Origin of the sequence: Latilactobacillus fuchuensis (genome assembly GCF_900258455.1) — a bacterium.
Taxonomy (GTDB): domain Bacteria; phylum Bacillota; class Bacilli; order Lactobacillales; family Lactobacillaceae; genus Latilactobacillus; species Latilactobacillus fuchuensis.
Map to the genome: position 1 here is coordinate 476,685 of NZ_LT984417.1, position 20,119 is coordinate 496,803.

The following is a 20,119-nucleotide window of genomic DNA, read 5'->3' on the forward strand; positions in this document are numbered from 1 at the left end:
AGCCCATTTTTGGATTTGTCGGTGGTGACTTTGACTTGAATCGCTTATAATAGGAAACAAGCAATCTTTTAGAGGAGTTTATTGAAGATGACAGAAAAAAGTAGTCTACCGATTAAGGTTCATTTAGAAACCCAGATTACCCAAGAGGGACAAGTTGAATCGCACAGTTTTGATGAAGACGGTCAACTCGTTAAAATGGGCGATAGCTTATACATTCGTTATATTGAACACGTTGATCAACAAGCGATAGCCGTGCGCTTTAAAATTGATGCAACGGGTCGCGTCCAACTAACGCGCGGGGCGAGTAAAGACGAGACGCAACTACTGCTTTATTTTAAAGAAGCAGAACAGATGGCGTCGGTCTATCAAACCCAATATGGCAAATTGCCAGTCGTCACGACAACCAATCAGTTAGTTTGGACGATTAAGGATCAACCATTGAGCGGTGAACTGGTGGTGCAATATCAATTAGAAATCAGCCAACAGGTGGTTGGCGATTATAAATTACGATTGATTTTTACCGCATAAGCTAGTATGATTAAGGATAGACTGTTGAAAGGACGTGTACCGGTTGAAATTAAACGTTTTTAAAGGCCAAAATAAAGAAGAACTATCAATGATCGAAGTCGCACATGCAATCCTAGAAGAAAAAGGCGACACAATCGGATTTGCTGATTTAGCGAATGAAGTTCAAAAATATTTAGGTAAAAGTGATGAAGAAGTGCGTGCACGCTTATCACAATTTTATACAGATTTAAACGAAGATGGTAGTTTCATTTCTTTAGGTGAAAACGTTTGGGGCCTTCGTTCATGGTACCCATATGAATCTGTTGATGAAGAAGTTAACCATCCAGAAGATGAAGATGATCAACCAACTAATAAGAAAAAACGTCGTAAAAAGGTTAATGCCTTCTTGGCAGACGTCACTGATGATGACGATGTCATTGATTACAGTGATGACGATCCAGAAGACGACGATTTAGAGGCATCTGATGATACTGAATTAGCGGATGATGAATCAGGTGAAAACTTGAAAGAATATCAAGCTGATTTACAAAATATCGGGGATGACGACGATGATGAAGAAGTTGACGCATTAGAAGACGGCATCGAAGGACAATTATCTGAATTTAGCGATGACGATGATGACGAAGAAGATGACGACGAAGACGATCTTTAATCTGAAATTGGTGTAATTTTCACTTGACGATAAAAGACCTTTCTTGTATCATATTCTTTGGGCGCTTCGCACTTTGTGTGAAGCCAGAATCGGTTAACAAGCTCCCCTATTCATTTTTGAATGGGGAGCTTGTTTTTATTTTTTGTTGTTTCCCAAGTATTTAGAATTAGCGTAGGCTAATAAGAAAAGGAGAATATTTATATGACCAAATATGTTTTTGTCACAGGTGGCGTTGTTTCTTCGCTCGGTAAAGGGATTGTTGCGGCTTCACTTGGTCGTTTGTTAAAGAATCGGGGCTTGAAGGTCACGATTCAAAAATTTGATCCATACATCAACGTGGATCCCGGTACAATGAGTCCTTATCAACATGGGGAAGTTTTTGTAACAGATGATGGTACTGAAACAGATTTAGACCTTGGCCATTACGAACGTTTTATCGACAACAACTTAAATAAATATTCAAACGTGACGACGGGTAAAATTTATTCAGAAGTTTTACACAAAGAACGTAAAGGCGAATACTTGGGTGCAACTGTTCAAGTCATTCCACACATCACAAACATGATTAAAGAAAAAATCATGCGCGCAGCAACGACCACTGATTCAGATATCGTGATTACTGAAATTGGTGGGACGGTTGGTGATATCGAATCACTCCCATTCTTAGAAGCACTTCGTCAAATGAAGGCGGATGTTGGCGCTGAAAATTGTATCTATATTCATACGACACTAGTCCCTTACTTAAAGGCCGCTGGTGAAATGAAGACTAAACCAACGCAACATAGTGTTAAAGAATTACGGAGTATCGGCATTCAACCGAACGTTTTAGTTTGCCGGACTGAAAAAGAAATTCCAGATAGTATGCGTAATAAAATTGCCCAATTCTGTGATGTTGAACCAGAAGCAGTCGTTGAATCACGCGATGCGGAATCAATTTACGATATTCCATTATTATTACAAAAACAGGGCTTAGATGATTTTGTCTTGAACCATTTCAAGATGACGGCACCGGCTGCTGACATGACTGAATGGGCTGATATGCTCCATACCATTAAGAATCTTGAAGGCACGAAGAAGATTGCGTTGGTTGGTAAGTATATCGAATTGCAAGATGCTTATATCTCAGTGAATGAAGCCTTGCGTTCTGCTGGTTACGTCTATAATACGGACGTTAAAGTCACACCTGTTCAATCAGAAGACATCACTAAAGAAAACGTTGCTGAAAAATTAGCTGGTTTTGATGGTGTGATTGTCCCTGGTGGTTTCGGTGATCGCGGCCTTGAAGGCATGATTGTATCCATTCAATATGCCCGTGAAAATAACGTGCCATTCCTTGGTATCTGTTTAGGGATGCAAATGGCTAGCATTGAATTCGCCCGGAACGTTGCTGGAATTACCGATGCAACGACTGGCGAAGTGCATCCAGATGCAAAACATAAATTAATCGATATCATGTCTGATCAAATTGATGTTGAAAATATGGGCGGTACGCAACGTCTTGGTTTGTATCCATGTAAATTAAAACCAGGTACGAAGACGGCTGATGCCTATGATAACCAAAGTGTCATCCAACAACGTCATCGTCATCGTTATGAATTTAACAACGAATATCGCGATTTGTTAACGGATAAAGGTTTAGTTTTTGCTGGGACATCACCTGACAATCGTTTAGTCGAAGTCATTGAAATTCCAGAAAATAAATTCTTCGTGGCAGCGCAATACCATCCAGAATTCTTATCAAGACCAAACAAACCAGAAGGCCTATTCAAGGCATTCATAGGAGCAACAATTTAAGAGTGCTAGCTCAGCTGTTTAGCTTCTGAGTATAGCCTAAAATAAAAGCGGGTGGCCTGAATTTTGGTCACCCGCTTTTATTTGTAGCTAGACGGAAGAAGTTAGCTGAGATAGCACGTTTTAGAAGAGAGTGCTGACTTAAGTAGTTAATCTTCGAGCATAACCTAAAAATGTCAATTATGGTTGAACTTAACCATGATTGGCATTTTGTAGTTAGGCGGAGAAGATTGCTTGAGGAGCACGTTTTAGAAGAGAGTGCTGACTCAAGTTGGTTAGGCTTTGAGGATTAACCTAAAAACAGGAATTATGAGTGGTTTCCTGCTCATGATTCCTGTTTTGTAGTTAACCGGAAAAGGCTACTTGAGAAGCACGTTTTAGATCAGAGTGCTGGAACTCACGTGTAATTTCTGAGCATTAGCCTAGTTTTGTGAATAAAGCCCGTATTTGGGGCTTTGTTTGCGAAACGTAGCTAAGCACAAGAAATTGTGAGTGCAAGCATGTTTTGAATTAGAGTACTAGCTCAGTTGGTTAGCTTCTGAGTATAACCTAAAAACAACGCCTGCTGATGATTTCTAGTCATTAGGCGTTGTTTTTTAGATTAGAGTCCTTTTGGATTAGCGGAAAATTGTTCTTTTAGGCTTATTTTCTAACCAAATTATTAGTTGGCCTTTTGTTTAATGATTTATACCGAATGTTTTCAGTAAAAGTGCGGGATTATCTTGTAATTTACTGATTAATTAATTATTATTATATATGTGTGACTATTTCAGAATAAAAAACAATTTTTGAAAGTGCACACTGTTAACTAACTATTAAAATAAATTTGGAAAAAGTCAAAAGCCCGCTTGTCGATTGCCCAATTATTAGACAGTCATTAAAGCTAGCTCTTTTGTTATGAATTGAACGGGGAAATTAAAAAATGAAAAAAATGTTAATTCAAGGCGGTAATCTTTTATCCGGAGAAGTGACAATCGGTGGTGCTAAAAATAGTACCGTTGCCATTATTCCTGCTGCTATTCTGGCAGAATCAAAAGTTGTGTTAGACAGTGTTCCCCACATTAAAGATGTGAACAGTTTACTATCAATTTTAGATGATATGCACGTGACATCGACGTTTGTCGGTGATACGGTCGAAATCGATCCAACGGCGATTATTTCAACGCCATTACCAAGTGGCAAAATTCAAAGTTTACGGGCATCATACTACTTTATGGGCGCTTTATTAGGGCGTTTTGGTAAAGCAGTGGTTGGTTTACCCGGTGGGGATGATATTGGTCCACGACCAATTGATCAACATATTAAAGGCTTTGAAGCGTTGGGAGCAGTTGTGTCGAATAATCATGGTGCGATTGAAATTAACGCACCAGAGGGCTTGCATGGGGCTAAAATCTATCTTGATATGGCATCGGTTGGTGCGACAATCAATTTGTTGTTAGCTGCAGTCCGAGCTGAAGGTCAAACGATCATTGAAAATGCGGCGCGTGAACCTGAAATTGTGGACATTGCAACCTTCCTGAATAATATGGGCGCTAAAGTCCGTGGCGCAGGAACCGATACGATTCGAATCGAAGGGGTCGCGCACCTCTATGGTCATACGACGCACACGATTATTCCGGATCGGATTGAGGCGGGGACTTACTTAAGCATGGCCGCAGCGATTGGTGATGGCGTCAACGTTAAGAACATCATCAGCGAACACATGGATGCCTATTTAGCAAAGTTGGAAGAAATCGGCGTTAAGATGGATGTTAAAGAAGATAGCATCTTCGTTTATCCATCGCCGAATTTAAAAATGGTACAAGTGAAAACAATGCCATATCCCGGTTTTGCGACTGATTTACAACAACCTTTAACGCCACTTTTATTAAAAGCACAAGGTGAAGGCATTGTCGTCGATACGTTGTATCCGAAACGGACGCGTCACGTGCCCGAACTGATTCGGATGGGGGCTGACATTTCAATCGAAAATGATGTGATTATGTTGCATCATGCGGATCAACTACAAGGCGCTGAAGTTTCTGCGGATGAAATTCGCGGGGGCGCTTGTCTGATGATTGCCGGCTTAATGGCCAGCGGTGTTACGACGATTAACAATGCTAGTAATATTTTACGGGGCTATGATCGGGTGGTTGAGAAGTTAACCGGTCTCGGGGCCGTCGTTAAAATGATTGAAGAATAAATGATTGGCCTATTGTTTTTTAGGCGGATTCATGCTAATATTTAATGGTTATGTAAACAAATATCTCTGACATAGCAAATATCTCAGGGCAAAACTTAAGTTAAGCATCTTCGGATGTGACTAACTTTAGCAAAAAGGAGCGGAAAAGACATGAAAAAAGGTATTCATCCAGATTATCACAAAGTTATCTTTATGGATTCATCTACTGGTTTCAAATTCATCTCAGGTTCAACTGCAAACTCAGCTGAAACTGTTGAATGGGAAGACGGTAACACATATCCATTAATCCGTGTTGAAATTTCATCAGATTCACATCCATTCTACACTGGTAAACAAAAGTTTACTCAAGCAGATGGCCGTGTCGATCGTTTCAACAAAAAATATGGTTTTGCAGATCAAAACGCTGCCAAATAATTATTTTGAAATCAGGGATCAATTCCTTGGTTTTTTTTTACGCATTTTTAAGGAGGAATACGATGAAAATCGGTCGATTACAAGCTTTTAGTGATGGTGTTTTCTCAATCTTATTGACGTTACTAGTCTTAGATTTTAAGTTGCCGGCCTATCGAGACGGTCATTTAGCCCAGGCGGTTTTAAACCAATGGCCGATATTGGTTGCTTACGGCTTGTCTTTTTTCTACGTGGGGACCTTATGGTTGTTTCATCATGATTATTTTGCGAAAATAAAGGAAACAAACTGGCAATTGAATGTTTTAAATTTAGTGATTCTATTCACGGTGACGTTGATTAATTATCCAACCAGTTTGTTAGCAGAGTCAATCGCGCAGCAACAACGCAACGATATGCAATTTGCCTTTTCATATTACGCGTTAGTCGCCTTGTTGATATCCGCGATGTTTTGGGTACTTTACCGTTTTATGGCGCAACACCACGAATTGACTGGCTATGATCAGAATCATGAACGGTTTTATCAACGAACAAAGAATGATCCGTTAAAAAGTGTTACGATTTACTTAGTGGCCTTGGTAGGGATTCAAATTAATCCGTGGTTAGGTGCTGTTTTAATAATTGCGGGGAACGTTTTTCATTTTATTGCGTATTTGCGATTAAGCCAAGGAATTGAGCAGTACGGGTTGATTAAGAAGGGATGATGCAAGATGGTCAAACAAAAAAGAACGTTAAGATGGGTTGATTGGGTCTATTTATTCACGATGGGTAGTCAACTCATTTATATTATTTTTTACTTAGAACAATTGATTAATCGGCCGACTGAAAATGCTGGTTTAGCCTTTGCGATTTTACAAGTGGTCGCTGGCTTAATCATTGCGACGTTACCGATTTTGATTGAACGATTCATGCCGTATCGGTTCCCAGAAATTTTATACGCCGTTTATCTAGCCTTTGTCTACTGTTCAATTCTGTTGGGGACCGGACTTCATTTCTATAGTCGGTTCATCTATTGGGATAAGTTTCTGCACGTTTTAAGTGCCGGACTACTAGCTGGACTGGGCTATACGATCTTTAATATCTTGATTTCTAAACAACAACGCCAAACGATGTCGGCCTTATTGATGAGCCTCTTTTCATTAACGTTTGGGAGTACGGTTGGTATTTTGTGGGAATTCTATGAGTTTACGGGTGACCACTTCTTAGGACTCAACATGCAACGTTTCATGGTCGGTGGCAAACTATTACAGGGCCAAGCAGCCTTAGTCGATACCATGGCGATTTATTAGCCGACGTCCTCGGCTCGTTACTGATTTCTGTCATCGGTTATTACTGTATTAAATATAACCGCGATTGGTTAGATAAGTTGAGATTCACAAAAAAATAAGTGCTGATTGAGTTGGTCAGGCTTTGAGGATTAACCTATATTAAATCAATCAAAAAAGCTTAGTCCATTTGGGCTAAGCTTTTTGTTTGCGTTGATCGCGTAAGACTTTGGTATTTTGGTTGACCCAGAATAGGTTGACGATGATTAAAACGGTGGTTGAAATAAAGATGCCGCTATAACCAAAGAGGCCGGAAACACTGGAACCGATTAAGGGGCCGGCGACGTTGCCCATCGCTTGGAAGGATTGATTGTAGCTAAAAATACGACCGGCCGATTGATGGGGTGAGTATTTAGCAAGGATCGTTTGGACTTGGGGAATCAAAGCGGCATCGGCAATTCCGACCAGTAATCGTAAACCACCGAGTTGCCAAACGTTTTGAACAAACGCTTGGGGAATATAGACGAAAACTGCAAAGATTAAGCCGGCAATCAAAATCTTTTCGGAGCCGATTCGATCGCCTAATGCACCAAAGCGGGGGGCCGCCACCAGGGTGGCAATCCCCGGAATGGCGGCGATAACCCCACTGATTAAAGCCACATTGTGACCGTGATGCATCAATTCGCGGACGTACAGACTTAGTAGCGGACTGATTGAATTGTTGGAGGCTTGAATAATCATGGTGGTGACAAACATCCCGATAATCAGGTGTGGATATTTCAATTCTTGCAATAGTTGTTTACCAGGCACTTGGTCGCCTTTAGCAATCGGCGTAAATTCTTCGTGAACAAAGGCTAAACACAGGAAGAAGACGATCATTAGAATCGTACCGGTAATAAAGAAAGTCGTTCGATAACCGGTCGCTTCGGCGATAATCCCGCCAAGTAAGGGGCCTAATAACGTTCCGGAAACACTCCCCGTAGTTAAGGTACCTAACGCTTGGCCGCTTTTGGCTTTAGGTGCGGAGGTTGCGATTAAGGCGTTTGAATTACTGATGTAACCGGAAAAGACACCTTGCAACATCCGCAGTGCAATTAATTCGTAGACGTTTTGGACGAGGCCCATCGCGCCTAAGACCACGGCCATGCCAAGTGAGGCGCGCAGTAACATGAGTTTACGGCCGCGTCGATCGGCAATTTTACCCCACCAAGGTGAGATTAAGGCGGTCACTAGGAAAGTAATCGCGTAGGTTAAACCACTCCAAAGCCCTAATTCGGCTTTCGTGAAATCGCCGAGTGTGTCGATGTAGAGTGACATGAACGGCATGATTAAACTAAAAGCAACACCGGCCATGAAGTTGCCAAACCACAGGACGATTAAATTTTGTTCCCATTGTTCACGTCGTCTGAATAGGCGTTGACGAATGTTTGCCAACATACAAAGGTCATCTCGATTCTATTTTAATAAGTGAACGACCATTTAGCCGCGTATTGGTCGTACAGGGTTGCTAATGCGGGTAACTGCTTGAAAGCGTGCTGTAAATCGGTAGCGAGTGTTGGTGGTAATTGGCGTCTAAAGTAGAGCTGTTGGGTATTGAAAGCAGCTAGTGCACATTTTTGTTGCGCTAATGTGCCATGTTGGACGAAAAATTGGAGCCAACTTAAAAACCAATCTTTAGGACTATCACTTTCATAGTGTTCCAGTAAAGTGGTCAATTCGCTGGGTTGTGCCACTAATAAGTAGTGGTTTCGTTGTAAAGGGGTTAACGGAAATTCGTCAATTCCGGATAGATCAATCGCTTTGGTACCTAACTGTGCGAGAAAAATTTCAAATGAGTCGGCAACGGTTAACCATTGATCGACTTCCGTATCAATGTAGCGAATGCTCGGATTAGTCGGATTCTGTTGATAATCAAACGCGAAGTATTGGGTTTGATGTTGGCTAAACGGGATTAAATAAGCGGGAAAGTCTGAACAATCAATGACCGATTGGTGCTCAGTCGCAAGACCAGCGATGTAGTGGCATTCAACGTGGTCTAAGCCGTCGCTAGTTGGTTCACTGGTTGGTAACCGGAAACGTTGTAGAAAGCCACCGTTGGTTTGTTGACACAGCGTGACGTAACTTGCGGGTAATTTGGCGTTGGGGTGAATGAAGCGTGGGTCTGTGAGGCCGCTATCCGCAATTTGAGGATGAATCGTAAACATTGAAAGAGACCTCCTAAGTGGATTGGTATTACTGTTAGTTTAACATGCTTCGGACATCTTTTGAATTTTTGTAAAATTAATTAACAGTTCTTTATTTGTCGTGCGGAGTCTGATACTATGAAGACAATATCTAAGAAAAGAGGAATGTATGATGCTGTGGTTAATTGTAATTGTAATTTTATTAGCGGTCGGTGCGGCTGGCTTTTATATCAGTACCTATAATGGCATGGTTAAAAGTCGTAACTGGACGGAAGAAGCTTGGAGCCAAATTGATGTGCAATTAAAACGGCGCAATGATTTAATTCCGAATTTACTATCGACGGTTAAGGGTTACGCCAAACATGAACAGGAAACATTAGAAAAGGTTATCAAAATGCGGAATCAATTGGTCGAGATGCCAGCTGATAATCGTCAAGAAACGATGGCGGTATCGAACCAATTAACGGATTCGTTGAAGAGTATTTTTGCGTTATCTGAAAGTTATCCTGATTTAAAAGCTAACGCTGAATTTGGCAAATTGATGGAAGAATTAACGAATACCGAAAATAAAATTGCGTATGCCCGTCAATTGTTTAATTCAAGTGCAACGCGTTTTAATAACAAAATTGAAACTTTCCCCGGGAACGTTTTAGCTGGTGCCCATAATTTCCAAAAAGTGGCTTACTTAGAAACACCAACTGAAGAAAAAGCGGTTCCTAAAGTTTCATTCGATTAGAGTGTGATTAAAAATGTTATATGAACAAATTGCACAAAATAAACGCAAAACAGTTTACGTTTTAATCGGTTTTTTCGCATTAGTATTAGCAATCGGGGGCGCGATTGGGTATCTGTTTATGAATAATATGCTAACCGGCGTGACCCTGGCGGCAGTACTAGCCATTGTCTATATTTTAATCATGATTAGTAATTCGACAAATGTTGTTATGCAAATGAACCACGCTGTTGAAATCAAAGACGCGAATCAGTATCCGGATTTATGGCACATCGTTGAAGATATGGCGATGGTCGGTCAAATTCCGATGCCACGGGTTTTTATCGTTGAAGATGACAGCCCCAACGCTTTTGCAACCGGCAATGATCCGCAACACGCAGCAGTCGCTGTGACCAGTGGGATTATGCAACGATTGAATCGTGAAGAATTAGAAGGCGTCATTGCGCATGAAGTGTCACATATTCGTAACTATGATATTCGACTATCAACGATTGCCTTGGCGCTATCGGCGGTGATTTCGATTTTGGTGAATATCGGGAATAACTTCTTCTGGTGGGGCGGCGCAGGTCGTGACCGGGATGATGATCGCGATAATGGCGGTAGTAATGTCATTGCGATGGTTTTTTCAATCTTACTCATGATTTTGGGCCCATTGGCTGCCAGCTTAGCACAGATGGCGTTGTCACGAAACCGCGAATATTTAGCGGATGCGTCAGGGGTTGAGCTAACTCGCAATCCTGAAGGGCTAATCAATGCGTTGTTGAAAATTTCGGAGAGCGAACCGATGCAAGCGGCCGATCCATCAAGTTCGGCACTCTACATCTCAGATCCGTTCAAAGGGAAGGCCTCGCATCTATTCGACAGCCATCCACCAATCGAAGACCGAGTAGCAAAACTAAGAGCAATGTAAAATGAGTGAGTGCTGACTCAGCCGGTTAAATTCTGAGTATAGCCTAAAATAGCGAATTATGACTGATTTTAGTCATGATTCGCTATTTGTAGCTAGACGGAAGAATTTGGCTGAGAAGCACGTTAAATGAGTGAGTGCTGATGCACACGGTAGGTTCTGAGCATTAGCCTAGTCTGGTGAATAAAGTCTGGGTTATAGACTTTGTTTGCCAGACGTAGCTAAGCACAAGGGCCTGTGTGCAGAAGCGCGTTAAAGCAAATGAGTGCGTTGGATTACGTTTAGCAATTGAGCATTAACAGAAAATACCAATTATCTTGAACTGAAGATGATTGGTATTTTAGGTTAAGCGGAAATTATTGTAATCCAAAAGCACGTTAAATGAGTGAGTGCTGATGCACACGGTAGGTTCTGAGCATCATCCGCAAATCTCCAGTTATCTTGACCGTTAAGATAACTGGCGATTTTTTGGCTTTTCTCGGTTAATTTCGTATAATTGAACTGAAAGGGTGGTGACTAACATGCGACAGAAAGTCCGCGACTTAACCATTTTACAAAGTGAGTTAATCAGTCTATTGCAGCCACCAGCGCAACAACCAATGGCCGGATTGGAAGAGCTGTTAGCCATTGTTCGCGGTCAACTACTATTGGCCTACGATCAAGACAATTACTTGACGTTATCGACGGACCAACGAAACACTTTGCAAAGCGGAATCATTCAGGCATTGAGTCAGCAACCAGCTGGGGTTAAAAAACTACAGTTAATCTGGCAACAGACCACCGCCAGTCGGTATCAAATTCAAAATGAGCCGCAATTAGTCGCCCATTTTAACCAGCTTGAACAAGCTAATTGGGATCTGGCTAGTTTACGCGCTTACGCCAAATATATTAAGCAACGTCCTTTAACGGCGCAACAATATCGGAAAAATAATAGTGAGTTACATCGGATTGGGTCGCCGCTCTATACGCGGTTATATCAAGCATATGGGCGACAAACCACGAATCGTGTTATCAATTGGCAAAAAGCTAATTTAGTGTTGAATCAACTGGAAGCACAATTAGACAGTCATCAGTTTTTACAATTACGGAGTCGGCAATTTCGAATTGATCCGGCGATGCCACCAGATGCGCCGTTTTTAACGTTATTTGCCAAAAGTGTTCAATTAGCGTTTCGGCAGCGACCCTTAACGGATCAACGATTACATCAGTTTAGGCTGTATCTGGATCGCCAAAACGAGCAATATATGCGTCGTTTCTGGCAAAAGAACGGTCAAACAGACGAACAAGCTTTGGCCCAATTTGTCGCGAATCGGCAACAAGCGAACCCGCAGTATTGGTTACGTCGTGAACCGGCGCGGTTTCACAATAAGTATCGGATTGGCCAACCGATGCCCAATGATTTTCCGAATCGTAAACGGCTGACACCGGATTTTCATAGTGAATGGCTAATCGATGAACACGGCCAGTTTATCAGTCAATGGTCGGTTTTGAAACAATCGGCCGACGAGTTAGTCATCAGTAATCCGGATGACTATCAGTTGACGGACGCGCAATGTCGGCAATTATTGAATGGGGCTTCGTTTAACTATGCACATCAAAATGATCAAACCCATGTTCAATTGGATAGTTGGCCACCGAAACGCTATGATCATCTATTGCGACAAGAAACATTTAACGCATGGCGGAGCCCCTCAAAAGCCATTTATCAAAATAAAGATATTGAGCCCGATGGTTATTCGGTGCACTATTAAGCGGATTCAAAACTTATCTGCTGTCTAAAGTACTCCGAACGTTTTTATGGTACAATATGGCTTAGTCAATTAAGCACTGATAAAAAATGGCCCGTTACTAGGACCTTAATTAATAGGAGCTATCGATATATGAAAATGCAATTGGGTGAAATTGCACGAGTGACCGGCGCGATCAATGAAACTGAACAATGGCAAACATTAGAAGTGACTAGTGTGGCGTTTGATGCTCGTGAATTACGACCAGGGGCTTTATTTGTGCCTTTAGCCGGTAATCGGGATGGACATGATTTTATAGAACAGGCGCAAGCCAATGGCGCAGTTGCGACTTTCTGGGCAAGTGATCATGCGAATCAACCGACCGATTTTCCAATCTTGGTGGTTAAAGATCCGCTGATCGCCTATCAACAATTAGCGATGCATTATTTACGTAAAATTAATCCGAAAGTGGTGGCGATTACCGGGAGCAATGGTAAAACGACTACTAAGGATATGACCGCTGCTGTTTTAGGGAGCCAATATAATATTCATAAAACGCAAGCCAATTTTAATAATGAAATTGGGGTCCCACAAACGATTTTATCGATGGAAGCCAATACTGAAATTCTAGTCGTTGAAATGGGGATGGACCGGCCAGGACAATTGCACGCCTTAAGTGAAATTGTGATGCCCGATGTGACCGCCATTACGATGATTGGCGAAGCGCATATCGAGTTTTTCAAAACGCGGGATAAAATTGCCGATGCCAAGATGGAAATCACCGATTTCTTAAATGAAGACGGGTTGTTAATTTATGATGGGGACGAACCACTTTTGAACGAACGGGTGGGCGATTTGGACATCGAAACGTTTGGCGGTTCGACCACCAACACGCTTTATCCGCTCCAAGTGCGTGCGGGCGAAACGAGTACGACTTTTAAATTAAACGAATGGCCAGAAATGACGTTTGAAATTCCGATGATGGGGGCCTATAACGTCAACAATGCGTTAATTGCGCTTTTGATCGGTCAACGTTTCCACATTAAACCGGAAACGATGCAAAAATCATTGGCTAAATTTGAAGTTACCCGGAATCGAACGGAATGGTTAGTTGGGACTAAAGGTGAACGGCTGTTGAGCGATGTTTACAATTCTAACCCGACGGCGGCTAAAGAAGTGTTACATAACTTCAGCCATTTTGAAACGCAGGGGAAACGGGTCGCTGTTTTAGGCGATATGTTAGAACTAGGAACCGCCAGCAAAAAGCTGCATGAAAGTTTAGCGACCGTTTTAAATCCCACAGAAATCCAAACGGTTTATCTGTATGGGGATGAGATTCGACCACTCTACGAAAAATTGATGACGACGTATGCCCCAGCGCAATTGCATTATTTTGAAAAGAGCCAACAATCGGAACTAATTGAAGCGTTGTTAACCGACGTGCAACCGGCCGATTTAGTCGTTTTAAAAGCGAGTCACGGATTACATTTAGAACAAGTGGTGACGGCTTTAACTGAATAATGACATAAAAAAACAGTTTGAAAATAAGTTTTCAGCTGTTTTTTCTGTCTAATCGGGTTTTAACGCAAATTTGTGTTAAAATAAGTATTAATTGCGTTTGCTAATTAACGGCGAGCGTGATAAGCTATTAAGGAGCTTTTTTAATGAAAAAGGCTTTTGAAAACAATTATATTACAAGACAGATTTTTGAAAATGGTGTAGCTGATAAAGTGGACCTGTTTTGTAATTGGGATGTTTTTTACAAAACAAGGAGGAACACTATTTGAAATTCTCAGAATTAGGTTTAACAGAACCAATCATGAAAGCCATCGAACGCGCTGGCTTTGAAGAAGCAACACCAATCCAAAGCGATACTATTCCGTTGGCATTAGCTGGCAAGGACGTTATCGGCCAAGCGCAAACGGGGACTGGTAAGACCGCAGCATTTGGTTTACCAATCTTACAAAACTTAGATTTAGAAAACCCTAATATTCAAGCTTTAATCATTTCACCAACACGTGAATTGGCTATTCAAACACAAGAAGAACTCTATCGTTTAGGTCGCGACCGTAAAGCGAAAGTTCAAGTTGTCTATGGTGGCGCTGATATTCGCCGTCAAATCCGTTCATTAAAGGAACACCCACAAATTTTAGTTGGGACACCTGGTCGTTTATTGGATCATATTAACCGTCGTACGGTTAAATTAGATCACGTTCAAACATTAGTTTTGGATGAAGCGGATGAAATGTTGGACATGGGTTTCGTTGATGATATCGAAAGTATCATCAAACAAGTACCTGACAAACGTCAAACACTTTTATTCTCAGCAACGTTACCAGCACCAATCTTGAAGATCGGTAAGACCTTCATGACTGATCCTGAAACAATCAAAATCAAGTCAAAAGAATTAACGGCTGATTTAATCGATCAATATTATGTTCGTGCAAAAGATTTTGAAAAATTCGATATTATGACGCGTTTATTCGATGTTCAATCACCAGAATTAACGTTAATCTTTGGTCGGACAAAACGTCGTGTTGATGAATTAACACGTGGTTTGAAAGCCCGCGGTTATAATGCTGAAGGGATTCATGGCGATTTATCTCAACAAAAACGGATGAGCGTCTTGAAATCATTTAAGGCTGGCCGTTTGGATATCTTAGTGGCAACCGATGTCGCTGCCCGTGGTTTAGATATCTCAGGCGTCACGCATGTTTACAACTATGATATTCCTCAAGATCCAGATAGTTATGTTCATCGTATCGGCCGGACTGGTCGTGCCGGTAAATCAGGTGTTTCTGTGACATTTGTAACACCAAATGAAATGGAATACCTACGCATTATCGAAGACTTAACGAAGAAACGGATGTTACCTTTACAACCACCTTCAGAAAAAGAAGCCTTCAAGGGTCAATTAGCAGCATCAGTTGCTGATATCACTTCAATGATCGATAAAGGTCAATTGGCGAAGTATAATGAAGACGCTGAAGAATTATTAAAACAATTCTCAGATGTTGAATTAGCTTCAGTTCTTTTGAAGACGATCAGTAAAGAATCCGTTCCCGTTAAGATCACACCAGAACGTCCATTACCTTCACGTAAAAAGGGTGGTAATCGTGGCGGTAACGGCGGCGGTCATCATGGTAATGGTGGCGGCAAACGTCGCGGCGGCAACGGTGGCGGTGGCTATCGTGGCAACAATCGTCGTAACGGTAGTGGCGGCAGCAGCAATGGCGACGGCAAACGTCATGAAGGTAACAAAGACGGCCGTCGTAGCAACGGTGGCAATGGCGATAGCAGCAAACGTCGTAGCAACGATAACCGTAGCAATGACAACCATAAAAAAAGTGGTGAAGGCCGTTCAAAACGGAACTTCACAATCAGAACAAACGAAAAATAGAGCGCTGACTCGAATGGGTTAGGCTTTGAGGATTAACCTAAAAATAAGCACTATGGCGTTTTTAGCCATAGTGCTTATTTTGTAGTTAGGCGGAGAACTTTGCTCAAGAAGCACGTTTAAGAATAGAGCGCTTTTGATTGCGTTTAGCAACTGAGCATTAATAAAAATAGCGGATTATGACGGTATTCAGTCATGGTTCGCTATTTTAGATTAAGCGGAAGTTGTTGCAAGCTAGAAGAGCGTTTAAAGCGCTGACTAAACCGGTTGGCAACTGAATAAATCAATCAAGCCTGCGACGGAATTTACCGTCGCAGGCTTTTTGGTTGTTAATTTCATCAAGTAACCGCTTCATCAAATATGTGACGAAGCTGTTAGTTCTGTTGGTCTGTTGATTGTGGTAAACTAAATTAAAATAACTAGTGTGTTGGGAGTAAGACGATGATTATTGGATTAGGTGTTGATTTGGCGGAGATTGCACGATTTGAAAAGGCACAGACTAAAAATGCCCACTTTGCGCAAAAAGTATTAACACCAACTGAGCTGGCGTTATTTAACAGTTATTCACCCAAGCACGCCCTAGAATTTTTAGCGGGGCGCTATGCGGTTAAAGAGGCGTTTAGTAAGGCCTATGGAACTGGCATCGGCCAAGTCGGGCTACAAGATGTCGAAACGCTGAATGATGCGCACGGTAAGCCGTATATTCGTCAATCGTTATTCGACGGGACCGTCCATGTCTCGTTATCGCACACCGATACATTGGTGATCGCAGAAGTTATTTTAGAAAGAGGTTAGACTTCATGACAGTCGGATATTTACGACCTACACGGGTGCTTGTTAATCAACAAGCCATCTATGAAAATGTTCAAAATGAATTAGCGCAATTAAAGAATCAAGAGACTGAAATTTTTGCAGTTGTTAAAGCCAATGGCTATGGTCACGGGATGGTACCAGTAGCGCAGGCGGCTGAAGCGGCTGGGGCAACCGGTTTTTGTGTGGCAATTTTGGACGAGGCGCTAGATTTACGACGCGCCGATTTTACCGAACCGATTTTAACGTTAGGCATTACCCAACCATCGTACGCAAGTTTAATGGCGGCTAATCAGATTTCAGTGACGGTTGGTTCATTAACGTGGCTAGAAGAAGCTTATGACATTTTAAAATCAGAAAAAAATAGTCGCCCGATTCACGTTCACTTGGGGATTGATAGCGGGATGGGGCGGATTGGTTTCCGGGATGCCTCCGAATTATTAGCGGCTTACCAATTTATGCAAACCCACAATGATTATTTTGATTTTGAAGGGGTCTTTACGCATTTTGCAACGGCTGATGATCCAGATGATACCTACTTTAAAGAACAATCAGCACGCTTTAAAACGCTGTTGGCAGTCTTGCCTGAACAACCGCGGTATGTCCATGTTTCGAATTCCGCGACGAGTTTGTGGCACGCGGCTTGTAATGGTAATATGATTCGATTAGGCGTCAGCATGTACGGTTTGAATCCATCAGGTAAAGCCATTGAACAGGTTCCATATCCATTGAAACCTGCGATGCGGGTTGAATCTGAGCTTTGTTTCGTGAAGGAAGTTAAGTCAGGTAGTAAGATTGGTTATGGCGCGACTTATACTGCGGATAGTCCGGAATGGATTGGCACCGTCCCAATCGGTTATGCCGATGGTTGGTTACGCCGGATGCAGGGGTCACAAGTCTTAGTTGATGGGCAATTTTGCGAAGTCGTTGGTCGGGTTTGCATGGACCAGTTGATGATTCGGTTACCTCATGAATATCCAGTTGATACCAAAGTGGTGTTGGTCGGAAACAGTGGTAATGAGTCGATTTCGTTACAAGACGTTGCTGATTACGCAGGGACCATTCATTATGAAATTGCCTGTGACTTAGCCGAACGATTGCCACGCGTTTATCAACCAATCACTGGCGACATTAATATTTAAAAATCATGATTTCTGTGTTAGGATGAACTAAGGTTAAAAAGAGTTGAATTCGGAGGCTAATGATGATGAATGCTAACCATGCACAACTATCCGTTAATTTAGATGCGAAACTGGTCCAAGAAATTAAAACCTATTGCGAAGTTTATGCGCTTGATGAAAATGATTTAATTCAAGACGCGTTACGTGAATTTATGGTGACGAGACAAGCGAAGGTCGATGGATTAATTAGTGGGTATGCTGAGATGGCCAGCATCAATAGTCAGATTGCCGCGGAATTCAATGAGTGTGAATGTGAAGCTTACGCCCACATTCGGACAGTTGATTTATCCTAATGGAGGGATCTGAATGGTGGCAGTAGTTCAACGTGGTGATATTTTCTATGCTGATTTATCACCTGTCGTGGGTTCAGAACAAGGTGGCATGCGCCCGGTATTAGTCATTCAAAATGATGTTGGTAATCACCATAGTCCGACTGTGATTGTTGCAGCGATTACCGCCAAAATCCAGAAACCAAAGCTACCAACACATGTTGGAATTACGGCTAAGGAAGACGGCATTGAGCGGGATTCAGTGATTTTACTAGAACAAATTAGAACGATTGATAAACAGCGGCTCAAAGATCGGGTGACCCATCTAATCGCGAGCAAAATGGCTAAGGTCGATAAAGCTTTAACGATTAGTGTGGGGTTGAAACCGGTTCTGAATCCTTAATACATAAGAAAAAGGCAGTTTCAAGGAGGGACTTGATCTATTTTTAGACCAGGTCTTTTTTGTGCTATAATAGATTTTGCTGTAGAAAACGTGGTTCGTAACCATCCCACGTAAAAAAACTAGGAGGCAGTTTAATGACGAATCAAAGTCGGCTGCGTGAAGTCATTTTGAATGGCTTGGTGGCAGCTCTGTATGTGGTGTTGTCCCTTTTTCCAGGGATGTTGGGTTTTGCGTCAGGCGCCATCCAATTTCGGGTTTCAGAAGGCTTGAACCATTTGGTCGTCTTCAATAAGAAATATTTATGGGGCGTTTTTGGCGGGGTAATCGTCTTTAATTTCTTTTTCAGTTCTGAAAATAAATTATTAGATACGCTATTTGGCGGTGGTCAAACCTTATTGGCGTTACTGGTTTTAACGCTAGTCATGCCGTATTTAAAGAAGACGTGGCAAAAGATGGTGTTAAATATCGTCTTATTCACCGTTTCAATGTGTCTAATTGCGTGGATGATTGTCTTAACGGGTTCAACCGCTAGCACGAAAATACCGTTCTGGCCAACCTATCTATCCCTCGCCATTTCGGAAGGGGTCATCATGACGATCACCGCACCAATTATGTATGCGGTCGATAAAGTATTACACTTCAAACAACAAATGAACTAAGCGCTGATCCAAGTTGGTCAGGCTTTGAGGATTAACTTAGAAATCAGCATTATGATTTGTATTTTGAATCATAATGCTGATTTTGTAGTTAACCGGAAAAGGCTACTTGAGAAGCGCGTTAAAAATAGGAGCGCTGATCAGCCGGGAATTTCTGAGTATAGCCTAGAATTGTGAATTATGACTGGTTTTAGTCATAATTTGCGATTCGTAGCTAGACGGAAAAGGCTACTTGAGAAGCGCGTTAAGATTGAAGCATCTGACACTCACGGGTAGCTTCTGAGAATAGCCAAAAAAATGACGTCTCCTTTAATTAAAAGAGGACGTCATTTTTGTTTGTTAAATTAAGTTTTCGATTTCATCGGCATCGTTCCGAAGGGCTTTGCCAGATTGTAAATCATCAATTTCAGGAACGGTGAAGCCTTTTTTATCAAGTTTACTAATAATCTTCTTCAAAATTTCGATATCTAAACCAGCGGGTAACGTGAAGAGCGTTCGACGAACAAACTCGTCTTGTTTGGCATCTAACGTCATGCAGCTGGCAATCGACGTGTATTTAGCGATAATCTTCGACATCGCCACTAAGTCGCCTTGTTCGCCGGCTGATAGGACGGTCAGCACATAACTGCTTAATTCAAGATTCCAAGCTTCGGACAACATATTCAACAGCGTGCTATGCGTTAAAATCCCGAAGAAATTACTATCTTCATCTAAGACAGCGATGTAGGGTAAATCTTTAATATTAAAAAATACTTTGAAAAATGGCGCATCAACTGGAATGTATTTTGTCATATTTTTTAATAAACTTGTGACGGGTAATTGCATATCGCCACCTTGTGATTTATGACGGTAAATATGCATTTTGTAGATATTCCCGCGGAAAATCTTACCACTAGCGTCTAAAACGGGCACGCAACGGTAACCAGATTCTTCCAAAAGGGTTAATGCTTCTTCTAAAGTGACCGATTCTTCAATGGTCGATAAACGTTCTTTGGGTAAAACAAGGGATTTGATTAGCATAGGCACA

General features: G+C 41.8%; 20 protein-coding genes and 1 riboswitch. Of the genes, 17 read left to right on the plus strand and 3 right to left on the minus strand.

The features are described 5' to 3' along the window. The first annotated feature begins 87 nt into the window (after positions 1 to 87). From LFUMFP_RS02165 to LFUMFP_RS02195, 7 genes are all read left to right on the plus strand, one after another. Positions 88 to 528 carry a YwiB family protein gene (locus LFUMFP_RS02165; RefSeq protein ID WP_025083854.1) on the plus strand — a complete coding sequence of 147 codons (441 nt, stop codon included), beginning with the start codon at positions 88 to 90 and terminating at the stop codon, positions 526 to 528. Positions 529 to 571: 43 nt separating this feature from the next. Further along, positions 572 to 1,180, plus strand: a complete 609-nt coding sequence (gene rpoE, locus LFUMFP_RS02170) for a DNA-directed RNA polymerase subunit delta (RefSeq protein ID WP_025083855.1) — start codon at positions 572 to 574, stop codon at positions 1,178 to 1,180. A 201-nt stretch (positions 1,181 to 1,381) separates the two neighbouring features. Further along, complete coding sequence (locus tag LFUMFP_RS02175; protein WP_025083856.1) at positions 1,382 to 2,974, plus strand: CTP synthase; 1,593 nt, start codon at positions 1,382 to 1,384, stop codon at positions 2,972 to 2,974. A gap of 919 nt (positions 2,975 to 3,893) precedes the next feature. Then, complete coding sequence (locus LFUMFP_RS02180; protein ID WP_025083857.1) at positions 3,894 to 5,153, plus strand: UDP-N-acetylglucosamine 1-carboxyvinyltransferase; 1,260 nt, start codon at positions 3,894 to 3,896, stop codon at positions 5,151 to 5,153. A gap of 150 nt (positions 5,154 to 5,303) precedes the next feature. Next, positions 5,304 to 5,567 carry a type B 50S ribosomal protein L31 gene (locus LFUMFP_RS02185; protein WP_025083858.1) on the plus strand — a complete coding sequence of 88 codons (264 nt, stop codon included), beginning with the start codon at positions 5,304 to 5,306 and terminating at the stop codon, positions 5,565 to 5,567. Between the two features lie 62 nt (positions 5,568 to 5,629). After that, the gene (locus LFUMFP_RS02190) at positions 5,630 to 6,265 is read left to right on the plus strand and encodes a TMEM175 family protein (protein ID WP_106482989.1); all 636 of its coding nucleotides are present in this window, start codon (positions 5,630 to 5,632) and stop codon (positions 6,263 to 6,265) included. 6 nt (positions 6,266 to 6,271) lie between these two features. Continuing rightward, positions 6,272 to 6,850 carry a DUF2238 domain-containing protein gene (locus LFUMFP_RS02195; RefSeq protein ID WP_233210615.1) on the plus strand — a complete coding sequence of 193 codons (579 nt, stop codon included), beginning with the start codon at positions 6,272 to 6,274 and terminating at the stop codon, positions 6,848 to 6,850. A 171-nt stretch (positions 6,851 to 7,021) separates the two neighbouring features. On the opposite strand, the gene LFUMFP_RS02200 is transcribed toward LFUMFP_RS02195, so the two are convergent. Both LFUMFP_RS02200 and LFUMFP_RS02205 read right to left on the minus strand, forming a co-directional pair. Continuing rightward, positions 7,022 to 8,263, minus strand: a complete 1,242-nt coding sequence (locus LFUMFP_RS02200; protein WP_025083889.1) for a multidrug efflux MFS transporter — start codon at positions 8,261 to 8,263, stop codon at positions 7,022 to 7,024. A 23-nt stretch (positions 8,264 to 8,286) separates the two neighbouring features. Further along, a complete protein-coding gene (locus LFUMFP_RS02205) occupies positions 8,287 to 9,030 on the minus strand; it encodes an SMI1/KNR4 family protein (RefSeq protein ID WP_025083890.1) in 744 nt (247 codons plus the stop codon). Positions 9,031 to 9,181: 151 nt separating this feature from the next. Here LFUMFP_RS02205 and LFUMFP_RS02210 point away from each other — a divergent pair, with 151 nt between their 5' ends. The 10 genes from LFUMFP_RS02210 to LFUMFP_RS02255 all read left to right on the plus strand — a co-directional run bounded on the left by LFUMFP_RS02210 (position 9,182) and on the right by LFUMFP_RS02255 (position 19,095). Further along, complete coding sequence (locus tag LFUMFP_RS02210) at positions 9,182 to 9,745, plus strand: LemA family protein (protein ID WP_025083891.1); 564 nt, start codon at positions 9,182 to 9,184, stop codon at positions 9,743 to 9,745. Between the two features lie 13 nt (positions 9,746 to 9,758). Then, positions 9,759 to 10,652 (plus strand): zinc metalloprotease HtpX, encoded by an 894-nt coding sequence (gene htpX / locus LFUMFP_RS02215; protein WP_106482990.1) that lies wholly within the window; start codon positions 9,759 to 9,761, stop codon positions 10,650 to 10,652. A gap of 518 nt (positions 10,653 to 11,170) precedes the next feature. Continuing rightward, on the plus strand, positions 11,171 to 12,400 hold the full coding sequence (locus LFUMFP_RS02220) for a DUF3114 domain-containing protein (protein WP_106482991.1): 1,230 nt from the start codon (positions 11,171 to 11,173) through the stop codon (positions 12,398 to 12,400). A gap of 129 nt (positions 12,401 to 12,529) precedes the next feature. Next, entirely contained in the window at positions 12,530 to 13,897 is a 1,368-nt protein-coding gene (locus LFUMFP_RS02225; RefSeq protein ID WP_106482992.1) for a UDP-N-acetylmuramoyl-tripeptide--D-alanyl-D-alanine ligase, read from the plus strand. Positions 13,898 to 14,159: 262 nt separating this feature from the next. After that, entirely contained in the window at positions 14,160 to 15,776 is a 1,617-nt protein-coding gene (locus LFUMFP_RS02230; protein WP_025083894.1) for a degradosome RNA helicase CshA, read from the plus strand. A 438-nt stretch (positions 15,777 to 16,214) separates the two neighbouring features. Then, entirely contained in the window at positions 16,215 to 16,568 is a 354-nt protein-coding gene (acpS, locus tag LFUMFP_RS02235) for a holo-ACP synthase (RefSeq protein WP_025083895.1), read from the plus strand. A gap of 5 nt (positions 16,569 to 16,573) precedes the next feature. Beyond that, on the plus strand, positions 16,574 to 17,725 hold the full coding sequence (gene alr / locus LFUMFP_RS02240; RefSeq protein ID WP_025083896.1) for an alanine racemase: 1,152 nt from the start codon (positions 16,574 to 16,576) through the stop codon (positions 17,723 to 17,725). Positions 17,726 to 17,790: 65 nt separating this feature from the next. Beyond that, positions 17,791 to 18,057: a hypothetical protein gene (locus LFUMFP_RS02245; RefSeq protein WP_025083897.1), complete on the plus strand. Its 267-nt coding sequence runs from the start codon at positions 17,791 to 17,793 to the stop codon at positions 18,055 to 18,057. Positions 18,058 to 18,070: 13 nt separating this feature from the next. Beyond that, positions 18,071 to 18,436 (plus strand): type II toxin-antitoxin system PemK/MazF family toxin, encoded by a 366-nt coding sequence (locus LFUMFP_RS02250; protein ID WP_025083898.1) that lies wholly within the window; start codon positions 18,071 to 18,073, stop codon positions 18,434 to 18,436. 84 nt (positions 18,437 to 18,520) lie between these two features. Continuing rightward, a riboswitch (PreQ1 riboswitch) is annotated at positions 18,521 to 18,565 on the plus strand. Positions 18,566 to 18,570: 5 nt separating this feature from the next. After that, positions 18,571 to 19,095, plus strand: coding sequence for a QueT transporter family protein (locus LFUMFP_RS02255; protein ID WP_025083899.1), 525 nt, complete (start codon positions 18,571 to 18,573; stop codon positions 19,093 to 19,095). Between the two features lie 336 nt (positions 19,096 to 19,431). Here the strand turns inward: LFUMFP_RS02255 and cbpA are convergent, their stop codons facing one another. Next, complete coding sequence (cbpA, locus tag LFUMFP_RS02260) at positions 19,432 to 20,112, minus strand: cyclic di-AMP binding protein CbpA (RefSeq protein ID WP_106482993.1); 681 nt, start codon at positions 20,110 to 20,112, stop codon at positions 19,432 to 19,434. Positions 20,113 to 20,119: the final 7 nt, after the last annotated feature.

Excerpts from the sequence above, each read along its gene's own strand:
- LFUMFP_RS02165 (WP_025083854.1), top strand. The coding sequence starts at position 88 with ATGACAGAAAAAAGTAGTCTACCGATTAAGGTTCATTTAGAAACCCAG.
- LFUMFP_RS02175 (WP_025083856.1), top strand. The coding sequence starts at position 1,382 with ATGACCAAATATGTTTTTGTCACAGGTGGCGTTGTTTCTTCGCTCGGT.
- LFUMFP_RS02180 (WP_025083857.1), top strand. The coding sequence starts at position 3,894 with ATGAAAAAAATGTTAATTCAAGGCGGTAATCTTTTATCCGGAGAAGTG.
- LFUMFP_RS02185 (WP_025083858.1), top strand. The coding sequence starts at position 5,304 with ATGAAAAAAGGTATTCATCCAGATTATCACAAAGTTATCTTTATGGAT.
- LFUMFP_RS02190 (WP_106482989.1), top strand. The coding sequence starts at position 5,630 with ATGAAAATCGGTCGATTACAAGCTTTTAGTGATGGTGTTTTCTCAATC.
- LFUMFP_RS02195 (WP_233210615.1), top strand. The coding sequence starts at position 6,272 with ATGGTCAAACAAAAAAGAACGTTAAGATGGGTTGATTGGGTCTATTTA.
- LFUMFP_RS02200 (WP_025083889.1), bottom strand. The coding sequence starts at position 8,263 with ATGTTGGCAAACATTCGTCAACGCCTATTCAGACGACGTGAACAATGG.
- LFUMFP_RS02205 (WP_025083890.1), bottom strand. The coding sequence starts at position 9,030 with ATGTTTACGATTCATCCTCAAATTGCGGATAGCGGCCTCACAGACCCA.
- LFUMFP_RS02210 (WP_025083891.1), top strand. The coding sequence starts at position 9,182 with ATGCTGTGGTTAATTGTAATTGTAATTTTATTAGCGGTCGGTGCGGCT.
- htpX (WP_106482990.1), top strand. The coding sequence starts at position 9,759 with ATGTTATATGAACAAATTGCACAAAATAAACGCAAAACAGTTTACGTT.
- LFUMFP_RS02220 (WP_106482991.1), top strand. The coding sequence starts at position 11,171 with ATGCGACAGAAAGTCCGCGACTTAACCATTTTACAAAGTGAGTTAATC.
- LFUMFP_RS02225 (WP_106482992.1), top strand. The coding sequence starts at position 12,530 with ATGAAAATGCAATTGGGTGAAATTGCACGAGTGACCGGCGCGATCAAT.
- acpS (WP_025083895.1), top strand. The coding sequence starts at position 16,215 with ATGATTATTGGATTAGGTGTTGATTTGGCGGAGATTGCACGATTTGAA.
- alr (WP_025083896.1), top strand. The coding sequence starts at position 16,574 with ATGACAGTCGGATATTTACGACCTACACGGGTGCTTGTTAATCAACAA.
- LFUMFP_RS02245 (WP_025083897.1), top strand. The coding sequence starts at position 17,791 with ATGAATGCTAACCATGCACAACTATCCGTTAATTTAGATGCGAAACTG.
- LFUMFP_RS02250 (WP_025083898.1), top strand. The coding sequence starts at position 18,071 with ATGGTGGCAGTAGTTCAACGTGGTGATATTTTCTATGCTGATTTATCA.
- LFUMFP_RS02255 (WP_025083899.1), top strand. The coding sequence starts at position 18,571 with ATGACGAATCAAAGTCGGCTGCGTGAAGTCATTTTGAATGGCTTGGTG.
- cbpA (WP_106482993.1), bottom strand. The coding sequence starts at position 20,112 with ATGCTAATCAAATCCCTTGTTTTACCCAAAGAACGTTTATCGACCATT.